Here is a 22,249-nt window from a genome sequence, read left to right on the forward strand (position 1 = left end):
GGCATCGGCATCGGCATCAGCATCGGCATCGGCATCGGCATCGGCATCGGCATCAGCGTCGGCATCGGCATCGGCATCGGCGTCAGCATCGGCGTCAGCATCGGCGTCGGCGTCAGCATCAGCATCAGCATCAGCATCAGCATCGGCATCGGCATCAGCATCAGCATCGGCATCAGCATCGGCATCGGCATCAGCATCGGCATCGGCATCGGCGTCCGTATCATCTATGTCTGGCGCCATCATGCCAATTGGAACGCTCTTATTACCCGCAGTATCAACAACAATTGCCGTAATCGTTTCACCGTCTATTAACGGGTTACTACTCGTGTCAATATTATAATTACCATCGCCATTGATTACAGCGGTATAATCCGGAACACCGTCGCCATTGGTGTCAATCTCAATAGTGGCACCAGGCTCACCGGTACCAGTGATTGCCGTACCGTCTGTATTTACACTAACAGTTGGCGCATTAGGCGCCATAGTATCAATTGTAATATCTGCAGTGGTTGGTGTGCTTACGTTACCTGAGAGATCAGTAGCCGTTGCAGTAATGGTCTCAGACCCTTCACCCATCGCAGTGATAGCTGCTTCATCAACTGGAACACTCCAAGTACCGTCAGGGTTCACAACACCGGTACCAATAACATTACCGCTGCCATCAGTTAAGGTGATGGTGGCTCCAGGCTCACCTGTACCGGTGATAGCGAAGCCTTCTTCTGCTTCATCACCATTAACTGCGTTATCTCCAGCAATTGGGGTGTCAATCGTTGGTGCAGCAGGTGCCGTAGTATCTACTGGTGCGCTATCGTTATCATCACCTCCCCCTAAAGCCGCTGCCGCCACACCAACACCTGCTAGACCCAACAGCCATGGTAGAGCTGCAAAACCTTCAGCTTCTGTCGCCCCTATCCACCAAGGACTTGCATATCCATCTCCGCCCAATGATTGGCCCTGCACCTCGCCTACCTGTAGCTCGGTAACATAATCTGTCACATCACCTGTATCAGGAAGATAATAGTAATAACTTCCATCTTCAGCGACACCAACAAGTGCACCATCGATATCATCGTAAAACCCTTCAATAATCAGGTCAGAGTCGATACTTTCATTTTCAAATGAAATATGAAGATCTTTACCCATACGTTTAGTGACAATATTTTTTGGTGCTTGCCCAGCGTCCAGATCAAAAAGCTCATAATTGGTTTTATCGACAGCTTGAATAACTTTAGCAGCGCCACTTTGAGTAGCAATTTGATACTCAGCAACTGTCTCAACTTGATTATTAACCTTAACCATTATATTTTTCATAATATCTTCCTTGATTAATTAATAAATTTTTCATGAGTATCGTTAAAGCCGTTCGATAGACGACAGCTGATTTTATAAATTGAGTGAAGTAAGAATAGGGTTCTATTAACTAGTGTTTTTTGAATAAAAGGAGGATTTTTTTTAGGTAAACACGCTACTGAGCATGTTTTTATGAGGGAGAGAAATTGATGATCTTTAGAACAGAAAACAGTATGGCTACTTATCTTTATCGGTATTATTTTGAATAAAGCGCTCATACTGGAATCAAGCAAATTCCTATCGGCCTGCGTCGCTTCACAACCTACTAAATTGGCTCTTTTAGCCGATAATAGTACGGCCCTGCTGGTCATAATATTGTACTCCCTGTACATAAGGCATAACGCTACAGATGCATGCCCTAATTTATTAAAAATTTAAACCAAAAATCTATACATACACATTACAAAAATAAAATTTCGCTTACTATTTACGTTACCCTCCCTTAATAATAACTTTATATATTTATCATTCAACATTATTAGCTTTATATAATTGTAATTTATATTTCCAATAACGCATATACCGTGTGTATTGTGGTTATTGAATATTATCTCGTATATTTGGATTTTCAAAACAGTAGTCAAACTACAAAACATGTCACACTACGATCAAATCATTCGCTTAATACATTGTAATAGTTAGTAAAATTATTCCTTGTAAGCTAGATACTAGCTGCTCATGCCACTCGTTTGGGCATTTCAAATAAACAGCTATAAAATCAAACTATTTAATAATACTTAACTGCGTTTGACTTTTATTAAATTTTAAATATATCAAAAATTGAATAAATTATAAAAATTAACAAAAAATATCTTTACCTACATTTTATTAGATAAAATTGGAAAAATTAGATGATTTTCTGCATTATTTTTGGCTCTAAAAACTGACTTTTGATATCTATTTAGTGACATGCACTTAAATTAATCATTCTAGGTAAGCGATTATCAATCGACAAAATTACACTTACTGTTTGAATGGAAAAACGGTGCTGTAGGTACAAATAATGTGACCACACTTCTCCATGACTGAGCATCAATGGATATTGAGGTAGTTTAAGAAGTGTGTGATTGAGTTTTTCATTAAGCGGAGATACTTAAAAAGAGGAACTGAAAATAGATATTTTATCTACTATTGGCTCAGTCCATAAAAGGTAGCGAAAGATTGAAATATCGTTAATACAGTTGATTTACTTCAAAACTGAGTCAGTGCTGCTGGTACAAATTTTTGCAGATTATGTCTATAGCAGTAAAATACGTAAAAAAATCTGTACGAGTAGCATATTAATAGAGCAAGTAATACTAATTGATTATTTGAATGGGCTAAAAATAGCGAATGCAGAAATTATATTGAACCTTTCGTTTATATAGTCGGTTCAATATAATTTAGATACAAGGGAGCCGAGTGAAAGTAAGATAAGTAGTAGACTAAGCAAGGCTGACACCGTATCTAGTTTATGGAGGATTGACTATAGTCCGATCACTTGACCAAGATGCCCTGTCTTTAGATACAGCGTAACACCCTCCATCCCTGCTTTTATTTGTACATTTATATCTATCGGCAGGCGTATCCAACTATCCTGCTGATATACCTGTCCACCCTCTATTAGCTCACCTGCTACAACTAATATTTCTGCACCGCCATGAACTGTCTCAGTGAATAGCAACTCGCCTGCATCGATACGCTGTAGACTAACGTGCTCTACCCCATCGGAAAAAAGCGGGCAGACAGTACGGTTGCCTTGTTGCTGCCAATTAGCACCTTTATAAGTGTCGATAGCCACGTGCTGAGTTTCGTCAGACGACATTTGCCGTAACTTGACGAAAATAACAGCACCTTCGTCACTACAAGGCCGATGACCTGAAGACGGTGGATTACGCAGATACCAACCTGCTGGATAATGAGTGTCATCTGCAGAAAAAGTACCTGATAGTACTAAAATCTCTTCGCCGCCTGGATGCAGATGATGCGGAAAGTAAGAGTTTGGCGCGTAACGTACAAGACTGGTAGCACGAGCCTTCTCCGCACCCACACGATCAAGCATCACACGCTCCACACCATTTTGTGGTGACTTAATCCATTGATGTGCTTTAGAGGTCAGTGAAGCACGTTGTGAAAAATCTGCATTAATTAGCATAAAGTATTCCAAAGGTATTAAATGATCAGGGCGTATCCACAATATAAAACCGCGGACACGCCCTAGACGATAAACACAAATATATGACGTTATTACCGCACTAGAATGACCGGTGATAACGTGCTAGCGATAATTTCTGTCGTTGTACTTCCGAGAAACAATTGCTGCCATTTCGAATGTCCGTACGCACCTACGACCATAATGTCGACATTGTTCTCTACCTGGAACTTTAACAACCCATCTACCGCATCAGAAGCAGATAAATGATGTGCTTCAACGACAAACCCAGCATCTTCTAACTGTGCGGCGGCGGCGCTCATACTTTGCTTGGCGGCGTCATTATGATTGCCCACCATCACGATGTGACCTTTTAAACCTTTTAATAGTGGACTTTTTGACACCATTCGTGCCGCTTTAATAGAGGTCTTGCTACCGTCAAAGGCAATCATATAGGAGCTTGGCTCTTCAAATTTTTCTGAGCAAATCAGTATAGGTATATCTGACCCACGAGCGACCGTCTCAATCTGACTACCAATATTGATCCGACTGTTCTTATGATCTTCTCCGCGTCGTCCCATCACAATCGCACGATTTTCTTCTTTGAAATGCTCAATACTAGGAAGCAACTTGCCGTGGCGTTGATAAACGCGAACATTGACATCAGCGAAACTGCTTTGAATGTGGCTTTTGGCATCTTGTACCAACGCATTACTATAGCTGTTGACGACTTTTGCTCTTTGCTCATCTAACTGGGACAACTCTTCTAATAAAAACTGACGGCTATTTATGCCTATAGCACCTGATAAATCCCGCCTGGTCGATGCTGGTATGTCACTGACATGCAATAACCCAACAGGTACGTTTAGTTTACTGGCATACCATGCTGCATAGTCACAAACCGATTCAGTCACTGCCGAGCCGTCAATACAGGCCAAAATGTGCTGTGATGTTGTCATAATCTGTCCTTAAATTTAATTATTTAATCCTATACAGCTTGTTAGTTCTGACCAAGCTATGCTCTTTGGCTTATGTTCTTTAACTTATACTCTTTAGCTTATGCTCTCTGGCTTATGCTCTTCGACTAAGGTATGTTTCATTTACCTTATAATAGTTAGCTTTCAAAAATTATCTTATCAAGTAAATTTACCTCTTCATTTGATAATAACCAATTTACACGGCTTCATCCAGCGATGTGTGCGACCCTTTTGCAATAATTGTAATTTGTTACTGACAGCATCGTGCATGGCTCACCGCAGACTGATACCTAGCTATATATAAAGTCTTATCATCGTCTGACCACATACGCTAGCAAAGTTTGCTACAATGTATTTTTTAGCATTTATGATTTTGGTATCGTTATTTAGGTGATTGGATTATGGCAAAAAATGCCCTACAGGCTCAATTATTAAAAGCTGGATTGGTTGATAGCAAAAAGGCCAAGAAGATCAGCAAGCAAACGCAACATGCCAAGCGTACTGGTGACTCAGAAAGCGTCGAAGCAAAAAAAGCGTTGGCAGAGGCGCAAGCTCAAAAGCTAGAAAAGGATCAAAAGCTTAATCAAGAAAAACAACGCATACTGGAAGAGAAAGCATTAAAAGCCAATATCGTGCAAATGATTAAGCAGCATCAGATTACTGAGACAGAAGGTGAAGTTAGCTATCAGTTTGTCGATGAGTCAAAAGTAAAGAAAATCGCTATCACTCAGAAACTCTACGATCAAATCGTGGCCGGTCACGTAGTCATCGCACGCTTGGAAGAAGGCTACGCGCTATTGCCTCGCCCATTGGCTGACCGTATCGATTCAAAAATGGAAGGCTTTATGGTTGTGTCCAACGACACTGCCGAAGAAGCATTGGCAGAAGATGATCCGTATGCCGCTTATGTGATTCCAGACGATTTGATGTGGTAAGGCATTATTTTACTGCTGTTGGCTTTACTATAGTGTTATAAGCATTCCCCCAAAAGCCCTTTATAGAATTTACGTTCTATAAAGGGCTTTTTGCGTTTATACGGGTTACGCAAATCTTTATAGCGCAAGATAAACGTTAAATGTGTCGATAGACTCAATCAAAGGTACACAAATCGGGCTTGTTTAACCTAACATTGCTGGTTTGGTTAAAGAAGGTAACCTAGCGCTCTAATTGCCAGAATATGGATATAATCAACTTGAACAGTTATTCAATAACTACTACAATGCGTTTTTAGTACATTTTGTGGTAATACTTTGTTTATTTTTGAGTAATCACTCAACATTGTTCATATTTTACCTGTGTTTGTTACCTTATAGTTCGGTGCCATCGTGCCCGTTTTATTTGCTTAATTTGTTCCAATTCACTTTTACTTTTTCTTAAAAAGAGATAATTCATGCCAAAACATTTGCCACTCTCACTATTGTTTCTTCGCCTTGGTGTTTTCATCGTATTCTTCTTTTGGACACTCGACAAATTTGTAAATCCTGAGCATGCCGCCAATGTATTTGCTAAATTCTACGCTTTAGAAAACTTAGGCATCACCATTGTTTACCTGATTGGTAGCTTACAAATCATTCTTATCTTCTCGTTCGTCATGGGTTTATTCAAAAAATGGACCTACGGCATTATCTTATTACTACACGCCGCTTCTACATTTGCCTCCTTTGGTCTTTATCTAACACCTTTTGATAACTTGTTGTTCTTTGCTGCATGGCCGATGCTGGCAGCCTGTTTGGCACTGTTCTTGATGAGAGACTATGACACTCTAACATTGGGTAAAAATAATCTCCCAGTATAAATGTCAGCGGCAGTGCTTATTGCTTAAGTAGTATAAATATCAGACAGCAAGACATAATTTATATACTATTAAGACTGCCGACTTAAATTTTTTATCGTAGTTAAGCGATTCAGACGATTCGATTTGATCGCCACGTTACTCAACTATAGTTACTTAAGTATTGTTACTTAAGTTTAGTTATTCAGATGATGAGTATTCTACAGTTTGAGTAATAACTACGATTGTAGCCTTCGCTCCCTTATTTGGCCGGACTTTTCATGATTAAAAGAATATTTTTAATACTATTAATATTGATATTAGCGGCAAGCTTTTTTTACTTTGACCTAAATCAATTATTGACGCTTGACGGCTTAAAAGGGTCGATGGCACAGTTTAATGACTATAAAGCGCAGTCGCCGCTGCTGATCATCGGTGGGTTCTTTTTGCTGTATGTCGTGGTCACTGCCCTTTCCTTACCAGGTGCTGCGATTTTGACGCTAGCCGCTGGTGCATTATTTGGCTTGGTACAAGGCTTACTCGTTGCCTCATTTGCATCGAGTATTGGTGCTACCATTGCTTTCTTAGCATCGCGATATTTACTGCGTGACACCATCAAACAGCGCTTTCCTGAGCGGTTGGCAGCTATTGATGCAGGCGTCGAAAAAGAAGGTGGATTTTATTTATTTACCTTACGTCTGGTACCCATATTTCCATTCTTTTTGATTAACTTACTTATGGGTGTGACGTCTATTAAAACATGGACTTACTACTGGGTCAGTCAAATCGGTATGTTGGCTGGGACGTTTGTCTTTGTCAATGCAGGGACACAGCTGGCACAGATAGACAGCTTATCGGGTATTTTATCTTTCAACTTAATTGTCTCGTTTGCGTTATTAGGTTTCTTCCCATTAATAGCAAAAGGAGTGTTGAACATGTTTAAAAAACGCCGTGTTTATAAAAACCATACCAAACCTAAGAAGTTCGATCGCAATATGATTGTGATTGGCGCAGGCGCTGGTGGATTGGTCACAAGCTACATTGCCGCAGCAGTCAAAGCAAAAGTCACGCTGATTGAGGCAGGTGAAATGGGCGGTGATTGTCTAAATTATGGCTGTGTACCCAGTAAAGCCATCATTAAGAGCGCAAAAATCGCTGATCAAATTCGTCATGGTGAAAACTACGGGTTAGAGAATACTGTACCGCAGTTTTCGTTCAAAAAAGTGATGGCACGCGTACAGCAGGTAGTGGCCGATATCGCGCCACACGACAGTGTTGAGCGTTATACCAATCTGGGCGTCGATGTGGTCAAAGGCTATGCCAAATTGGTTGACCCGTGGACAGTAGAAATCAAACTGAACGACGGCGGCATGCAGACCTTAACAGCGCGTACCATTGTCATTGCCACGGGCGCTCGCCCATTTGTACCGCCTCTACCAGGTATAGAAGAAACAGGCTACGTAACCAGTGACACGTTATGGACCAAGTTTGCCGAGCTAGAAGAAGCACCGAAAAAGCTAGTCGTACTGGGCGGTGGCCCCATCGGTAGCGAGCTTGCTCAGAGCTTTGCCCGTTTAGGCTCTAACGTGACGCAAATTGAGATGAGCGATCGTATTATGGGCAAAGAAGACCTTGAAGTCTCTACCTTTGCTCATCAGTCGCTCACTGAAAGCGGTGTCAATATTTTAACATCACATCAAGCGATGCGCTGCGAGATGCGTGATGGCAAAAAACACATTATCGTCAAACACAATGAAATAGAAATTGATATCGAGTATGATGAGCTACTTTGTGCCGTTGGTCGTAGCGCACGTCTTGAAGGTTATGGTTTAGAGGCGCTAGGTATCGAAACCAATCGTACGATCGTGACCAACGAATACTTGGAAACGCTGTATCCTAATATTTTTGCTGCAGGTGATATCGTCGGTCCCTACCAGTTCACTCATGTCGCTGCCCATCAGGGTTGGTACGCCGCAGTGAATGGGCTGTTTGGTAATCTGAAGAAGTTTAAAGTAGATTATCGTGTCATTCCTTGGGTTACGTTTATCGATCCAGAAGTCGCTCGTGTTGGTATCAATGAGCAAGAAGCCATTGATAAAGGCATCGATTACGAGATTACTCGTTTTGAATTTGAAGAGCTGGATCGCGCTATCACAGATGGCGCTGCTAAAGGCTTTATCAAAGTCATCACGCCAAAAGGTAAAGACAAAATATTGGGCGTTACGGTGGTGTCTGAACATGCAGGCGACCTAATCGCTGAGTTTGTACTAGCAATGAAACACGGTCTGGGTCTCAATAAGATTTTGGGCACCATTCATAGCTACCCTACTTGGGCAGAAGGCAACAAATATGCCGCTGGTGAGTGGAAACGTGCTCATGCCCCTGAGACCGTATTGAGCTGGTTGGAGAAATACCATACTTGGCGTCGTGGTTAACTAATGACAGTTAGTTAATAGTAGTTTGATGATAGGCGTCATTGAACGATGCGACTGGTAGCAAAGTGTTAAAAGACTCCAACAAAGCTGGTTTAGATTTCGTAATATTTGTTTGGTTTGACATGGCAGACTATGAAATCTTTACCAGCTTTACTAACATTTAAATCATAACGGAAACTTGAATGCGCGTTATTACCACTTTACCGATGCTCAAACGTCTTACGCGATATAGCACCTACGCTATGATGATGAGCATTTGTATTGGTATATCAGCAAGCACAGCATCGCCAACTACTGCTAATATTAACCAAGACCTATCACCTTGGCAGCAGATAGAAGCCCAAGGTAGCAATCAAGACGTTTACTTTTATGCGTGGGGCGGCGATCCACAAATTAACGCCTATCTACAGTGGGTCGGCGATCAAGTCGATGACAAATACAACATCAACTTAGTGCATGTTAAATTGAGCGATACCAGTGAAGCAGTCAGTCGGGTACTCGCAGAAAAATCTGCTCATAATGACGATCAAGGCAGTGTGGATCTCATCTGGATCAATGGCGCAAACTTTGCCACCATGAGTGAGAACTCCTTGTTACTCAAACAATGGGCAAACAAGTTGCCCAATTTTGCGCTGACTGACCCAGAAAACAATCCAACCGTAAACTTCGATTTTGGTGTGCCAACCGATGGTATGGAAGCACCATGGGGACAAGCCTCTCTGACGTTTTATTACGACAGCTTATCAACCAGTAAACCGCCAACGACTCTAAATGAGTTGACCGCTTGGACAGCGCAAAACACTGGACGCTTTAGCTATCCCAAACCGCCGGACTTTTTGGGTATGAGCTTCTTAAAGTACGTCTTAGTCATGCTGCATGAACAACAAGATGCCAGTACAGGTAAGAATACTAGCGCTCAATTAGGTCTACCGGCTACTGAAGAAAACACCGCGCTCGTATTAGATCCGCTATGGGCGTTTTTGGATGACTTTCATCCCACGCTATGGCGCAGTGGCGAGCAGTTTGTACAGACAGGTGCGCAGATGCGGCGCTTGGTCGATGATACGGAGCTGAGTCTCGCGTTTACCTTTTCGGCACCAGAAGTTCCTGCGGCCGTGCAGCGCTATGACTTACCTCAGAGCATTCGCAGCTATGCGATGAGTGACGGCAGCTTAAGTAATACTCATTTTGTCGCTATCCCTTATAACGCTAGCCATCCTCAGGCGGCACAATTAGCAGCCAACTTTTTGATGAGTCCAGAAGCCCAAGCAAAAAAACAAACCCCTTCGGTATGGGGTGACAAAAGCGTACTGGTCCAATCTACGCTTAGCCCTGCGCAACAAGCATTATTTAAAACCAAGCAGCCTCATCCAAGCGCCCTGCCCTTTGATAGTGTTAAGCGTACAGTGAGTGAGCCACATCCAAGTTGGGTAGAAGCTATTCAGCAAGGCTGGCAAGCACGTTATGGGGTGAGTCCATGAGCCAAGGTTTTGATAAAATGACGAAAAAAGGTGATAAACCTAAGCCTATCACGCTTGAGAAAAAAGATCTGTTTACGCGTATCGTGTCTTTTAGTCCCAAACTCTTAATTCTCATATTAATATTACCCGTACTCTGTGGCCTCATCTGTGTTCTGTTGCCTGCTCTGAGCTGGCTTCCTGCCCTAGAAAAGACGACCTTGAATCTGCAAGGGTTTATAGACCTATGGCAAACGCCTAGCATCATGCAGATGGCTGCATTAAGTCTTGCTACAGGACTTATCAGCACCCTACTCGCTTTTGTCATTGCCCTGATGATATTGGCCGCGTTTTTTAACAGTGTTTGGTTGCAGCGTATTGAGCATTTATTAAGCCCTATCTTGGTCATTCCTCATGCAGCTGCAGCCATTGCCGTTGGGTTTTTGATTGCGCCGTCTGGTATGTTTGCACGGCTCATCTCCCCGTGGCTAACTGGTTGGGAGATGGCACCCGATGGTATGTTTCCGCATGATCCATACGGTATCAGTATCATCTTGGGTTTAACATTAAAGGAGCTGCCGTTTTTGCTATTAATGGCTTTGGGCGCGCTGGCTCAGCCTGAGCTTGGTAAAAAACTGCGTCAACAGTATACCGTTGCACTCAATTTAGGTTATTACCCAATTACTGCTTTTTTTAAGGCTGTCTTGCCCTTGTTATATCCTTTTCTACGTTTACCGATTTTGGCCGTGTTGGCCTATGCCAGTGCAAGTGTCGAGATGCCGTTGATATTGGGTCCTAACACACCGCCAACGCTTTCTGTCTCTATCATACAATGGTTTAACGATGTTGACCTGACATTGCGTATCAAGGCATCAGCAGGCGCATTATTACAACTCGTATTGACAGCAGGTTTAGTCGCTTTTTGGTTGGGCGGCGAAAAAGCGATCAAAGCAATATTCAATGTTTCGTCAGTCAATGGCAAACGTCATTATGCAGATACTATCTGGCAAAAAGTCACCGCTATACTTACCGTAGGCGTGATTGGTTTTATGCTATTGTCGCTCGCTGGGCTCGTACTATGGGCATTTGCAGGATTTTGGCGGTTTCCGGCGATGCTACCAGAGCAATTCGTGCTGCTACACTTTCAAAGTGCCTTTACTCAAATGAGCACACCGTTGGTCAATACGCTTAGCATTGGTGCCGTTAGTACTGCCTTTGCTGTTTTTCTGACGTTGCTATGCTTGGAAGCTGAGCAACTGAGTGCTAAGCCATTGTCACACTTCACCAGTTTTATTATTTACTTACCGCTACTGGTACCAAGTATCGCGTTTTTATTTGGCTTGGTATGGTTACAGCAGTTGGCCAATCATCAATCGGAATTTTTTAACGTGGCCTTTGCCCATCTTTTATTCGTGCTACCGTACGTGTTTTTATCACTGGCCAGTAGCTATCGACGCCTAGATCCTCGTTTCGCTCATGTGGCCGCCAGCCTTGGTGCTGCCCCTATCAAAGTATTTTTTCAGATAAAACTGCCGCAGTTATTCGCTCCTATTTTAATTGCCGTTGCTCTCGGTCTAGCGATCAGCTTTGGCCAGTATTTGCCAACTCTATTGGCGGGTGGCGGACGTATTGCTACTATCACGACTGAAGCGGTGACACTGGCGAATGGTGCCAGTAGGCGCACTAGTGCTGTCTATGCCATCATGCAAATGGCGCTACCACTCATCGGTTTTATAGTGGCTTGGATGCTACCCAAGTACTTTTTTAGAAGTGGCGCTCGGTAGCAAGCTGACCACGAATAAGAAAAGTTGTGAAAAGCATCATCTATCGAAAATAACAGTTATAAAAAATCAGCTGCTAAAAACATTAAAATAATCAGTCATAAAAAACGCAAACAAAGGGTTCCTGATGCCATCATCTCTACAGATAAAAGACTTACAGCTGTTTCGTCAAAACGAGCAGCTATTGAGTATCAATGAGCACATCGCTGGTGGCGACATCCTAACCGTGATGGGCCCTTCTGGTAGTGGCAAATCCAGCTTACTAAACTGGCTAACAGGCACTTTGGCGAGCGATTTTACCGCGACGGGTACAGTCTGGTTAAACGATAAAAACGTGACGCACCTGCCTGCGCATTTGCGCCGGATTGGTGTGCTGTATCAAGACGCATTGCTATTTTCGCATCTATCAGTCGCAGGCAACATTGCTTTTGCCATGCCAAAAGGAAATAAAAAACAGCGAGTTGAAAAAATAGCGCATTCTTTGGCGCAAGTAGGCTTAGAAGGGATGGGAGATCGTCACCCTGATAACCTATCAGGTGGTCAACAAGCACGTGTCGCCTTACTACGCACGCTACTGAGTGAGCCCAAAGCGATACTACTTGATGAGCCGTTTAGCAAACTTGATACTCAATTGAGGATGGATACGCGGCAATTGGTATTTGATCAGATTCGTACTCATAAGCTGCCTGCTATTATGGTCACGCACGACCAAAGCGACGCTGAAGCAGCTAATGGTAAAGTTATCTATGTAGGGCGATAATTTTAGATATCAGAGTCAAATATCAACGCTAAATACCCAACCAAAGTATCAAAACAAGCAAAATATAAAAGGCAGCTCGCATGCTAGACAAGTTTATTACGCCCGTCCTCAAGCCGCTGCTAACCCCGATAGTAGCGACATTGCATAAGCTCGGCATCACGGCTGATCAGCTTACGGTCGCTGGATTCTTGGTTGGTATGTTGGCATTACCACTACTTGCGTTTGAGCTATGGTACGGCGCGCTAGCAGTGATAATATTGAATCGTATCTTCGATGGACTTGATGGCGCAATGGCACGCTACGCACAGCAAAGCTCAAGCGCAGGCGGCTACTTAGATATCACCCTCGATTTTTTGTTTTATGCCGCTGTGCCACTTGGGTTCATTTTGGCCAACCCTGAACAAAACGCTATTGCAGGCGCGTTGTTATTAGCGGCATTTATCGGGACAGGTTCGAGCTTTTTGGCCTTTGCAATTTCTGCAGAAAAGTTTCAATTAGACAAGCCGCAGTTTAAATATAAGAGCTTTTATTATCTTAATGGTCTTACTGAAGGCACCGAAACTATTGCTCTTTTTATTTCTCTTTGCATTTGGCCGCAACATTTTGTGCTACTTGCTGGTATCTTTGCTACTGCCTGCGCTGTTACTATTTTTACTCGTATACATGGTGGGTATCATACCCTCAAGCAGCTCGAATCTACCAAGTAAGCGTCTGAAGATATACGCCGTGTTGAATAACCGACCTTGACACTATTAAGCATTTACTGAATCATCTAGCCGCAGTGCTTCTATAGATAAGGCCATATCTTCAGCAAGGGCATGTACCGTCGAGCTCTCTATGTCACGCTGGGCAAAGGCACGCAATCCCATGACTTCTGCCTGTAGGCGGCGTCCAAGCCTAACCGGATCAAGCTCACTATCCATCTCACCGACATTTTGCGCTTCCTTAAAGCATTCTATAAATCGCGTCTCCATACCTGCCAGCAGCATCTCCACCTTGGTTAACGCTGTTTGCTCACGCGCGCCTAGCTCTAGTAAGCTTTTGACCAGCATACAGGCTCGGCTCGGTAATGCTTTATCACGAATCCCGCCAAGCTGACGTATATAAGCGGCAAGGCCTAATAAAGGCGTTTCATGATGGCTCAATACTCGCTCAAGCTCAGTCAATCCTAGACGCGCATAGTATTCTAGCGCCTCTTGAAACAAACCTTCTTTATTACCAAAAGCGGCATAGATACTACCTGGGCGCATATCGAGCGCTTGCTCTATGTCTTTTAGAGACGTGGCATGAAAACCCTTTTGCCAAAAAAGCTGTAGCGCACGCTCCAAGGCGTCATGACGGTTGTAAAGTGCGGTGCGTGACATAATGTGCCCCATTTAAAAAGCCGTGACCTCATATAAAAATGGGCACGGCTATAAAACTTGAATGATTGCTCAATTTTATCCTGAATGGGTGCGACAGTAAAGTTAATATAAGAAACGGTCTAGTAAACAAACGTAATGCTAGGGCGCGATCTAGCTATCAACAATCAGTCAACAGTCATGCTGATAGCTAGTAAATGGTCTCTACAGTGGCTAATGACAATTTAATTGAAATCCAATTAATCGGTCAACAATACATGTTTGCTCTTCTGATAAGCAGACAAACCATCACCGCCCAACTCACGGCCAATACCGCTTTGCTTAAATCCGCCCCAGCCTGCTTCTGGTAATACGATTTGTTGCTCGTTAATCCAAATATGTCCGGCTTTTATTTGGAGTGCCATCTCAAGTGCTTTAGTCTCATCAGCGCTTACGATGGTTGCTGCTAGAGCATATTTGCTATCATTGGCTAGGCGAATAGCTTCCGCATTGTCGGTAAAGGTTGTACTGACTAATACAGGTCCAAACACTTCCTCCATCCATAATTGGCTGGTCGTTGGCACATTCGTATAGACAGTTGGCGTTACAAAATAGCCAGATGCTTCTAACAACTGACCGCCGGTTAAACAGTCCAGATTTTCAGCTGTCGCAATATCAAAGAATTTCTTAACTTGGTTCAATTGCTGCTCGCTCACCAATGGACCCATTTGCGTCTCTGTCGCAAAACCATCACCAATTTGCAGACTTTCCGTTTTGACTTTTAATGTGTCAAACAGCTGTGTAGCGATATCTTGATGGACAACCAGTCGCGACGTGGCCGAGCATATCTGACCTGCATTGGTAAATATACCGCCGATGATTAAATCACAAGCGTAATCAATATCAGCATCTGCGCAGACCACGATAGCAGATTTGCCGCCCAACTCTAGGCTAATGTCTTTGATGCCTTTTGCTGCTTGAACCATCACCTTTTCACCAACTATATTACTGCCAGTAAACGATACTTTATCAATCAGCGGATGACTGGTCATAGCAGTGCCCACTTCAGCAGCACCCGGTAAAATATTAACCACCCCTTTTGGCAAGTCAATTTCCGATAAGATATTACCTAGCATAAGCTCTGGTAATAATGTTACCTCAGACGGTTTCAATAGCACAGTACAGCCTGCCGCTAGCGCAGGTGCCAACTTCCAAGAGGTCGTCACCATTGGGAAATTCCAAGGGGTAATCAGCGCACAAATACCCACTGGCGAGTATGTCTTTAACAAACGAATACCTGATTCAAGCGTTGATACCTTAGACCATGTTGCCTGCTCTGTGATGAGATTGGCATAATAACGATAGCAAGCGATAGCATCACCGACGTCTATCTTTGCTTCCTCAATTGGCTTGCCGTTGTTTAATATAGACAGTCCAACCAACTTATCGAATTGCTGATCCATAGACTCCGCAATCGCATTTAGATAGCGGGCGCGCTCACTTACACTAGTCTGTGACCAACCAGAAAAAGCTTCATCAGCCGCTGCAATTGCCTGTTCTACATGGGTGCTGGTGCATAAGCGCGTCGTTGCAATCACCTCACCTGAATTTGGATCATACAACGCATGGTTATTCGTATTATCAAAGCTTGCATCACCAGAATCGGTCGCGAGCGCTGCAATCGTAACCCAATCACCATTGATATAAGCGGCATTGAGTACAACTTCGTTTTGAGCCGTTTGTATGGCAGTTTCTCTGGTTAAGTCTGTAGAGTTCAGCATTTCCATAATGGTCAATCGCCTTATATTTTTGATCAAATTGTCTTTAAGTGCGTAACGTCCGTAACGTGATTGGCTAAATGGTCGGTTTAACTGCCTACAGAAAAACCGACCATTTGCATATTATCGTCAAGCTAAAAGCCTTGTGAACACTAGACACGCCACTAATACAGCAGGTGCGCCACTGATGTGATGACTACCAAGCTGATAAGCGTGCGAAGTATGAAGATTAAAAATAGCTCTAACACATTTAGCTTAATATTTGACTTCAAAATCAGCGCACCAACTTCAGACATATAGATAATCTGAGTAATTGAGGCCGCACCAACGATGAATCGTGTCATCTCACTTTCAATGCTTTTGCCAACTAACGCTGGCAAGTACATATCTGCAAAGCCCATAATCATGGCAGGTGCAGCTTTTGCCGCCTCTGGAATCTGTAACCACTCAAGTAGTGGTACAAGTGGTGTCGCAAGCCAATTAAATACTGGTGTGTATTCTGCTAGGCCAAGACCGATGGTACCAATCGCAAAGATAACAGGAATCAGTCCAAAGTAGATATCAAACAGATTGTGTACGCTGCGTTTGAACACTTTACCTAAGCTTGGCATAGAATGCGCGCGAGTAACCGCACGATTGACTGCCCATTGATACGTTGTATATTCAGCAGGGATGCCTTCATCTAGCATGCTTTTGCCAGAGTGATACGTATCAGGCTTGAGTGATAATGGCGGGATACGCGGCATGATAATCGCAGCGATAAAACCAGTTAGCGCAATGGTCAGATAAAAGAAGACGAAGTTATTATCCACACCGATGGTTTTGGCAACCACATAGGTAAAGGCGATAGAAGTGACGGAAAATGTGGTCGCGATAATGGCGGCTTCACGCTGACTGTAGAAGCTTTTGTCATACTCTTGCATAGTGACTAGCAAGCCGATAGACGCTGCACCAAACCAAGAAGACATTGCATCGACAGCAGAACGACCAGGTAGTTTAAAAAGCTTGATAAACACTTTACTGGCCAAGGTACCCAAAAACTCCATCAAGCCAAAATCAGTCAAAAATGGCAATGATAAAATGGCAAAGAAAAACAACGGAATCAGAATAGGAATCAAATCTTCGAAAATGACGCCGCCCGTATTACGATTGATAATAAACTCGGGGCCGACTTGTAGGAAAATCATCCAAACAAACAACATACCTAAAAAACGCGTGGACAGCCAAAACCAGTCAACATCAAAAAGCTTTTTTACCAGTGAATCTTCATGCAAATTGGGCTTTAACGCTTTGACTGCCAGTGCACCAAGAGCAGAAATAGTCACTATCGCCATCGCAATATAGGCCACAAATCCACCTAACACGGTTTGTAGCGTATCGGTCAATACACCTAATAAAATTGTGACTTTACCATCCCACTCAAACGGTATGATAAAAAGTGCAATACCCAGTGCTGAAAATAATAAAAATTTCCACATAGCTGCACGCCACTGTCCTGCTTTTGGCGTTTCTGGATCAACCGTATTATTCCCTAAAATCGGCTGCTGCGACTTATCCATATAACTCGTCATTTAATTTCTCCTTAATGGGCGATGATTGCCAGTTTTTCCATTTCTCTGTCTGACCAATACCTGGGTTAAGCGAATTGGTTGGATCCAGTTTTTTATAAAAATAATGTAGTTCAGCTTTAGCAGGGTACACATGCCCCACGTTGTGCTCAGCAGGATACTCAATATGACGCTTATCATAAAATGTCAGCAGGTCATCCTTGAATTGCTTGGCATTGGTCTTAGGTTTCAATAAATAGTCTTGGTGCATGACATGACAGAAAAAGTGCCCCAAATAAAAAGTTTTGCTGACTTGTTCTTGTAAATGTTCAGGTAGAGTCTCGTCCCAATCTACGGCATTTCTAGGTAAGGCAATATCGGTCGATAGCAGCTCGCCAAATTTGTCTTGATTTAAATTATGATAACGAAACATGGCAGCGGTCGCGGCACTGCGAAATATTAATAACGATTGCGATTCAAGCTCTGTGCATACATGCAGCGCACCTTGATATTGCTGTAGATAGTCTTGCAAAAAATCTTGCGCAGCGGCGATATTGTTGCCATCAGTTTTATTAGAATCTTTATCTGAATTTTTATTGGTGCCATTATCAGAGTCGTTATCAAAACCATCTGCGACTTTTATAATCAAATGGTATTTATATGAGAGTGCCTGCGCAGTTAAAGTGGCTGGTAATGACGGCGGCATAAACCTAGATGTTAGTTGCAGTGCTCGATCAGGCAGCGTCTTTGGAAGATGCCATTTATCTAGATAGTAGCCAATCTTTGCTTGTAGTCGATACAGCGTCCCTATCTTGCTAGCAGGGAGCTTACGCATACTCAGACAAGTGTCTCGGCCATAACGCATGGTAATGTCGTTATAATTTTTATGCATATACTCAGCCAACACGGGCAATTTCAACTCGCTTTTTAACCATTGTTGCCTGAGTGTGGTGAAGGTATCAGCGTCGTTGGTCGAGATATAAAATGTTTGCTCTTGTTTAGGCTTAGCAAATGTCGCTACCCTCACCGCAAATACAATGACCTTGCCAGCTGAACCAGATGCTTCGTACAGACCGTTGGGATCATTGTTGAATCTAGCAGGTGTCTCTGCCTCACAATCACGGACTTTATGTTGATAATGATGGTTGGTACAGACTTTACCATCGCTTGCACTATCTGACGCTTCGCTAAACGTACCAGCTTGCAGGTTCTCTAGCATTTCCTCTGGCTGAGTACCCAAATCCAGTCCGAGATGATTGATTAACTCAAACGTTCCTGAGGCATTGCGTCTGGCAAATAACGCCATCTCAGTATAAGCAGGTCCACGCTGTACTAACATCCCGCCCGAGCTATTGCAGATGCCGCCTATCACCGATGCGCCCACACAACTAGAGCCTAGTACTGAATGCGGCTCACGCCCTAATGGCGCAAGGATAGACTCTAATTGCTGCAAAGTAGCGGCTGGTAAAGCAATCAGTTCTGCTGCCTCATTAAGTAAATGCACACCGGCTAGTAACTGCATAGAGATTACGACTAGTGGCCTGTCATAATCTCCATTCGGAGTTGAACCACCTGTTAGACCTGTATTGGCCGCTTGAGCAATGATAATCACATCAAAAGCGGCGCAGATATTAATGACGCGCCATAGTGCCACAAGAGAGTGCGGTATCACAACTGCGATGGTCGCGTCTGTGATAGCCTCAATCGCACCTTGCACATAAGACTGCTGTTGGCTAGGTTTTGTCAATACATTGGTCGTACCAACCACAGCAGCAAGCGCCGTCAACAAACGCGGTATGTGTTCATGTCTACTTTCTGACATTTCTCTAGCATTGGGCGTCATGGACGTGCTTCCTTGCGTCACCAGCGTTTGTCATTTTTTTTCGTTTTTTAGAACTGTGACTATCAGTTTCGTGATTATCCGTGGCATTAGCGCCAATATGGCTATTAACTAAAATAAGTCACTGTCTCAGCCATTTCTTTTAGAAAGTCATCTGCTTCATCAATCTCATAAATAATTGGTTGTTTACCCTTTGTGTCTGTCTTTAATGCGTCTAGCAATTGCTGCTTATCAGTGATTCTGCGATAGCCAGCCCCAAACCCTGCTGCTAATGGCTCAAAATTTGGCGTTTTGATATTGACGCCAATTAGTGGTAAACCGCCCTCTTCCATGTAACGACGAATCTCGCCGTAGCCTTGGTTGTTCCATAGCAAAACAATCAATGGTAGCTCAAGCTCGGCTGCACAGATAAGTTCGGCAATCGTAAATTGAATGCCACCATCACCCATTAGACTGACGACAGGTAGATTTGAGCCAACCATGGCCCCAATAGCAGCAGGCAAACCATAGCCTAATGTGCCAAAACCCGTCGATGAATTAAACCATTTACGCGTCGCTAAGGCTTCAAGACCAAGGTTGCCACTATAGACAGGCTGCGTTGAATCACCAACGAAAATAACGTCTTCTACTTCATCTCTAATCAGCTTTAGTAATGCATTTTGACCCGCAAAATCTGTCGTTACGTCCTTTAAGATGGCCTGCTTTGCCTCGTTTACTCGTGACAGTGCTTGATGATCGAATGTCTGACCTTCTAAGCGACTACATAGACCACTAATCGCCATCTGCGCGTCGGACAACACCGCGATATCTGCTCTAAATGGACGCTGCAATTGCTGGGCATCACAGTCGATACGGACCAGCGTGCCATTTATCTGAAACCCACCATTAAAGAACACATCGTAGTCAGTCTCACCAAGCTCAGTACCAATCGCTAACACCCAGTCAGCCTCGTTAATCACGGCGCGGCCTGCATCTAATGACTGGTTGCTACCCAAACTTAATGGATGACCAGGTGGTAGCAAACCCTTTGCATTAATTGTCAAAAACGTTGGCGCATCTATCAGCTCTGCCAATCGCTGTGCATCGTGATCGACATCGACACAGCCGCCTCCATAAAGTATTACAGGATTTTTCGCGGTTTTTAATGACTGTACAATTAGGTCTAATTGCGTAGGATTCGGCAATGGTCTTGTGACCTGCGGTAGGCTCAAGCTATTTGTACCAGCTTCGCTATTTGCTACAGCATTTAACTTAGGCGGCTTAGCAACATGACGGGCATCAGCGGTGATGACATCGATAGGCAGCTGAATATGTACAGGGCCAGGACGTGCACCGTTAAATAAGGCAAAAGCTTCTGCAATGACTTTCGGTAGCGATTCAGGTTGCCAAATAGTCTTACTCGTCAATGCTACTTTACTAATCATGCCTTGCTGATCGTGAAGCTCATGCAAATGCCCTTCGCCACTACCCGTGTCTTTGACTTTATTGACACTAGAGATCACTAGCATCGGTATCGAATCAGCCAGTGCTTGCGCCATCGCCGTCATAATGTTGGTCATACCAGGGCCAGTGATGATGAAGCACACGCCAATCTTGCCAGAGGCACGATAGTAACCGTCCGCCATAAACCCAGCGCCCTGCTCGTGACGCGGTGTCACATGACGGATATTGGTACTAGGCAAGCCGCGATACAGCTCTACCGTGTGTACACCAGGGATACCAAAAACGGTCTCTACACCATAATACTCTAGCCACTGCACCAATAGCTCACCGCAGGTCAGTGATGAAGTGTCAGACAAAGAAGAAGGCATTTGCGTCAATTGGGTCATGGGTCAGTCATCCTAAAAAATTTTGCTGAATATTCAGATAATTATCAATACCTCAAAACAACCTTTGTATTTTTTCTTTCATGCCGATTATTAGTCACTAATTACTGGCTGCAAAGGCTGCTCATTATAGAGGTAATAAATGATGTCAATTAGTAAACCGCCTTAACCTTGTCGTCATAGCGTACACCTGGCAGGATACATAGCATCTCGAACAATAAGTTCGCCGCCAATACCGAGGTGTTACCAAATGGATCATACGGTGGTGATACTTCAACTAAGTCCCCACCTACCACATCTAGACCGCGCATACCGCGAATGATTTCGATACCTTGAGTAGATGTCAGGCCACCGATCTCAGCAGTACCAGTACCAGGTGCAAATGCAGGATCGATACCGTCGATATCGAAGCTCAAGTAGACAGGACCATCACCTAGCTTTTCGCGTACTTCAGCCATAAGCGGTGTTAGCGACTTATACCAGCATTCCTCGGCAGGTACCACACGGAATCCTTGCTCAGTCGACCAGTCAAACTCTTCAGCGCTGTAGCCTGTACCACGTAGGCCAATCTGTACCACACGATTACCATCGATGAGGTTTTCTTCAACAGCACGGCGGAACGGTGTACCGTGAGCGATTTTTTCGCCAAACATGTCATCGTTGATATCAGCATGAGCATCGATATGTACCATACCGACTGGGCCGTGTTTTTTGGCAAGTGCGCGCAGGATAGGCAACGCGATAGTATGGTCACCGCCTAGTGTTAGAGGAATCGCGCCGTGTTTGACGATTTTATCGGTATAGAATTTTTCGATGATATCAACGCTTTTTAGCAGGTTGAAGGTATTGATAGGCACATCGCCGATGTCAGCGACTTGTAATGACTCAAAAGGTGCAGCGCGAGTGGCCACATTGTAGGGACGAATCATTCTTGACTCATCACGAATCTGTCTAGGACCCAATCTTGCACCGCTACGGTTGGATGCACCAATATCCAAAGGTACGCCAACGAACGCCACATCTAACCCTTCAGCATCGGCTTGAGTTGGCAGACGCATCATAGAAGCGAAACCGCCAAATCTTGGCATATCGTTGCCGCTTAATGGTTGATTGAATGTCATAAGTTACTTCCTTGTTCTATTTGGTTTAAGTACACAATTTGCTACATGCCATTGACAATACATAAATATAAGAGAAGGAACCATGGTAAAATTTAGAAGTAAACTTCTATTTTTTCGTAGTAAAGTGCGCTTATA

The 22,249-nt window shown here is 43.7% G+C and carries 16 protein-coding genes; 7 read left to right on the forward strand and 9 right to left on the reverse strand.

The genetic code is table 11. The annotated features are described in order from the left end of the window. The 3 genes from AK824_RS13645 to AK824_RS08215 all read right to left on the reverse strand — a co-directional run. A partial coding sequence (locus AK824_RS13645; protein WP_227511137.1) for an Ig-like domain-containing protein occupies positions 1-1,311 on the reverse strand: 1,311 nt, incomplete at its 3' end. A 1,504-nt stretch (positions 1,312-2,815) separates the two neighbouring features. Next, on the reverse strand, positions 2,816-3,484 hold the full coding sequence (locus AK824_RS08210; RefSeq protein WP_057760592.1) for a cupin domain-containing protein: 669 nt from the start codon (positions 3,482-3,484) through the stop codon (positions 2,816-2,818). A gap of 92 nt (positions 3,485-3,576) precedes the next feature. After that, positions 3,577-4,440 (reverse strand): universal stress protein, encoded by an 864-nt coding sequence (locus AK824_RS08215; RefSeq protein ID WP_057760594.1) that lies wholly within the window; start codon positions 4,438-4,440, stop codon positions 3,577-3,579. Positions 4,441-4,859: 419 nt separating this feature from the next. On the opposite strand from AK824_RS08215, the gene AK824_RS08220 reads away from it, so the two are divergent. The 7 genes from AK824_RS08220 to AK824_RS08250 all read left to right on the forward strand — a co-directional run bounded on the left by AK824_RS08220 (position 4,860) and on the right by AK824_RS08250 (position 13,369). After that, positions 4,860-5,393 (forward strand): DUF2058 domain-containing protein, encoded by a 534-nt coding sequence (locus tag AK824_RS08220; protein ID WP_057760596.1) that lies wholly within the window; start codon positions 4,860-4,862, stop codon positions 5,391-5,393. Positions 5,394-5,848: 455 nt separating this feature from the next. Continuing rightward, complete coding sequence (locus AK824_RS08225) at positions 5,849-6,253, forward strand: hypothetical protein (RefSeq protein WP_057760598.1); 405 nt, start codon at positions 5,849-5,851, stop codon at positions 6,251-6,253. A 362-nt stretch (positions 6,254-6,615) separates the two neighbouring features. After that, positions 6,616-8,664 carry an FAD-dependent oxidoreductase gene (locus tag AK824_RS08230; RefSeq protein WP_264753478.1) on the forward strand — a complete coding sequence of 683 codons (2,049 nt, stop codon included), beginning with the start codon at positions 6,616-6,618 and terminating at the stop codon, positions 8,662-8,664. A gap of 182 nt (positions 8,665-8,846) precedes the next feature. Beyond that, complete coding sequence (locus AK824_RS08235) at positions 8,847-10,145, forward strand: ABC transporter substrate-binding protein (RefSeq protein WP_057760602.1); 1,299 nt, start codon at positions 8,847-8,849, stop codon at positions 10,143-10,145. Further along, positions 10,142-11,905 (forward strand): ABC transporter permease, encoded by a 1,764-nt coding sequence (locus AK824_RS08240; RefSeq protein WP_197411794.1) that lies wholly within the window; start codon positions 10,142-10,144, stop codon positions 11,903-11,905. The genes AK824_RS08235 and AK824_RS08240 overlap by 4 nt, the downstream gene beginning before the upstream one ends. Positions 11,906-12,029: 124 nt before the next feature. After that, positions 12,030-12,662 (forward strand): ATP-binding cassette domain-containing protein, encoded by a 633-nt coding sequence (locus tag AK824_RS08245; RefSeq protein WP_057760604.1) that lies wholly within the window; start codon positions 12,030-12,032, stop codon positions 12,660-12,662. Between the two features lie 80 nt (positions 12,663-12,742). Continuing rightward, positions 12,743-13,369 carry a CDP-alcohol phosphatidyltransferase family protein gene (locus AK824_RS08250; protein ID WP_057760607.1) on the forward strand — a complete coding sequence of 209 codons (627 nt, stop codon included), beginning with the start codon at positions 12,743-12,745 and terminating at the stop codon, positions 13,367-13,369. A gap of 45 nt (positions 13,370-13,414) precedes the next feature. Here the strand turns inward: AK824_RS08250 and AK824_RS08255 are convergent, their stop codons facing one another. The 6 genes from AK824_RS08255 to speB form a co-directional block, all read right to left on the reverse strand. After that, entirely contained in the window at positions 13,415-14,026 is a 612-nt protein-coding gene (locus tag AK824_RS08255) for a TetR/AcrR family transcriptional regulator (protein ID WP_057760610.1), read from the reverse strand. A gap of 236 nt (positions 14,027-14,262) precedes the next feature. Further along, positions 14,263-15,789, reverse strand: a complete 1,527-nt coding sequence (locus tag AK824_RS08260; protein ID WP_227511138.1) for an aldehyde dehydrogenase family protein — start codon at positions 15,787-15,789, stop codon at positions 14,263-14,265. A gap of 155 nt (positions 15,790-15,944) precedes the next feature. Then, positions 15,945-17,351: a YjiH family protein gene (locus AK824_RS08265; RefSeq protein WP_057760612.1), complete on the reverse strand. Its 1,407-nt coding sequence runs from the start codon at positions 17,349-17,351 to the stop codon at positions 15,945-15,947. Further along, a complete protein-coding gene (gene dld / locus AK824_RS08270) occupies positions 17,332-19,170 on the reverse strand; it encodes a D-lactate dehydrogenase (protein ID WP_057760613.1) in 1,839 nt (612 codons plus the stop codon). Before dld ends, AK824_RS08265 begins: the two co-directional genes overlap by 20 nt. Before the next feature lie 104 nt (positions 19,171-19,274). Further along, positions 19,275-20,996 carry a 5-guanidino-2-oxopentanoate decarboxylase gene (locus AK824_RS08275; protein WP_057760615.1) on the reverse strand — a complete coding sequence of 574 codons (1,722 nt, stop codon included), beginning with the start codon at positions 20,994-20,996 and terminating at the stop codon, positions 19,275-19,277. Positions 20,997-21,145: 149 nt separating this feature from the next. Continuing rightward, a complete protein-coding gene (speB, locus tag AK824_RS08280; RefSeq protein ID WP_057760617.1) occupies positions 21,146-22,114 on the reverse strand; it encodes an agmatinase in 969 nt (322 codons plus the stop codon). Between the last annotated feature and the right edge of the window lie 135 nt (positions 22,115-22,249).

It is taken from the genome of Psychrobacter sp. P11G3 (genome assembly GCF_001435845.1).
Classification (GTDB): Bacteria; Pseudomonadota; Gammaproteobacteria; order Pseudomonadales; family Moraxellaceae; genus Psychrobacter.

Coding starts and splice junctions, on each gene's coding strand:
- AK824_RS08225 (WP_057760598.1), top strand. CDS start 5,849: ATGCCAAAACATTTGCCACTCTCACTATTGTTTCTTCGCCTTGGTGTT.
- AK824_RS08235 (WP_057760602.1), top strand. CDS start 8,847: ATGCGCGTTATTACCACTTTACCGATGCTCAAACGTCTTACGCGATAT.
- AK824_RS08275 (WP_057760615.1), bottom strand. CDS start 20,996: ATGACCCAATTGACGCAAATGCCTTCTTCTTTGTCTGACACTTCATCA.
- AK824_RS08230 (WP_264753478.1), top strand. CDS start 6,616: ATGGCACAGTTTAATGACTATAAAGCGCAGTCGCCGCTGCTGATCATC.
- AK824_RS08250 (WP_057760607.1), top strand. CDS start 12,743: ATGCTAGACAAGTTTATTACGCCCGTCCTCAAGCCGCTGCTAACCCCG.
- AK824_RS08260 (WP_227511138.1), bottom strand. CDS start 15,789: ATGGAAATGCTGAACTCTACAGACTTAACCAGAGAAACTGCCATACAA.
- speB (WP_057760617.1), bottom strand. CDS start 22,114: ATGACATTCAATCAACCATTAAGCGGCAACGATATGCCAAGATTTGGC.
- AK824_RS08255 (WP_057760610.1), bottom strand. CDS start 14,026: ATGTCACGCACCGCACTTTACAACCGTCATGACGCCTTGGAGCGTGCG.
- AK824_RS08215 (WP_057760594.1), bottom strand. CDS start 4,440: ATGACAACATCACAGCACATTTTGGCCTGTATTGACGGCTCGGCAGTG.
- AK824_RS08245 (WP_057760604.1), top strand. CDS start 12,030: ATGCCATCATCTCTACAGATAAAAGACTTACAGCTGTTTCGTCAAAAC.
- AK824_RS08265 (WP_057760612.1), bottom strand. CDS start 17,351: ATGACGAGTTATATGGATAAGTCGCAGCAGCCGATTTTAGGGAATAAT.
- AK824_RS08210 (WP_057760592.1), bottom strand. CDS start 3,484: ATGCTAATTAATGCAGATTTTTCACAACGTGCTTCACTGACCTCTAAA.
- dld (WP_057760613.1), bottom strand. CDS start 19,170: ATGACGCCCAATGCTAGAGAAATGTCAGAAAGTAGACATGAACACATA.
- AK824_RS08240 (WP_197411794.1), top strand. CDS start 10,142: ATGAGCCAAGGTTTTGATAAAATGACGAAAAAAGGTGATAAACCTAAG.
- AK824_RS08220 (WP_057760596.1), top strand. CDS start 4,860: ATGGCAAAAAATGCCCTACAGGCTCAATTATTAAAAGCTGGATTGGTT.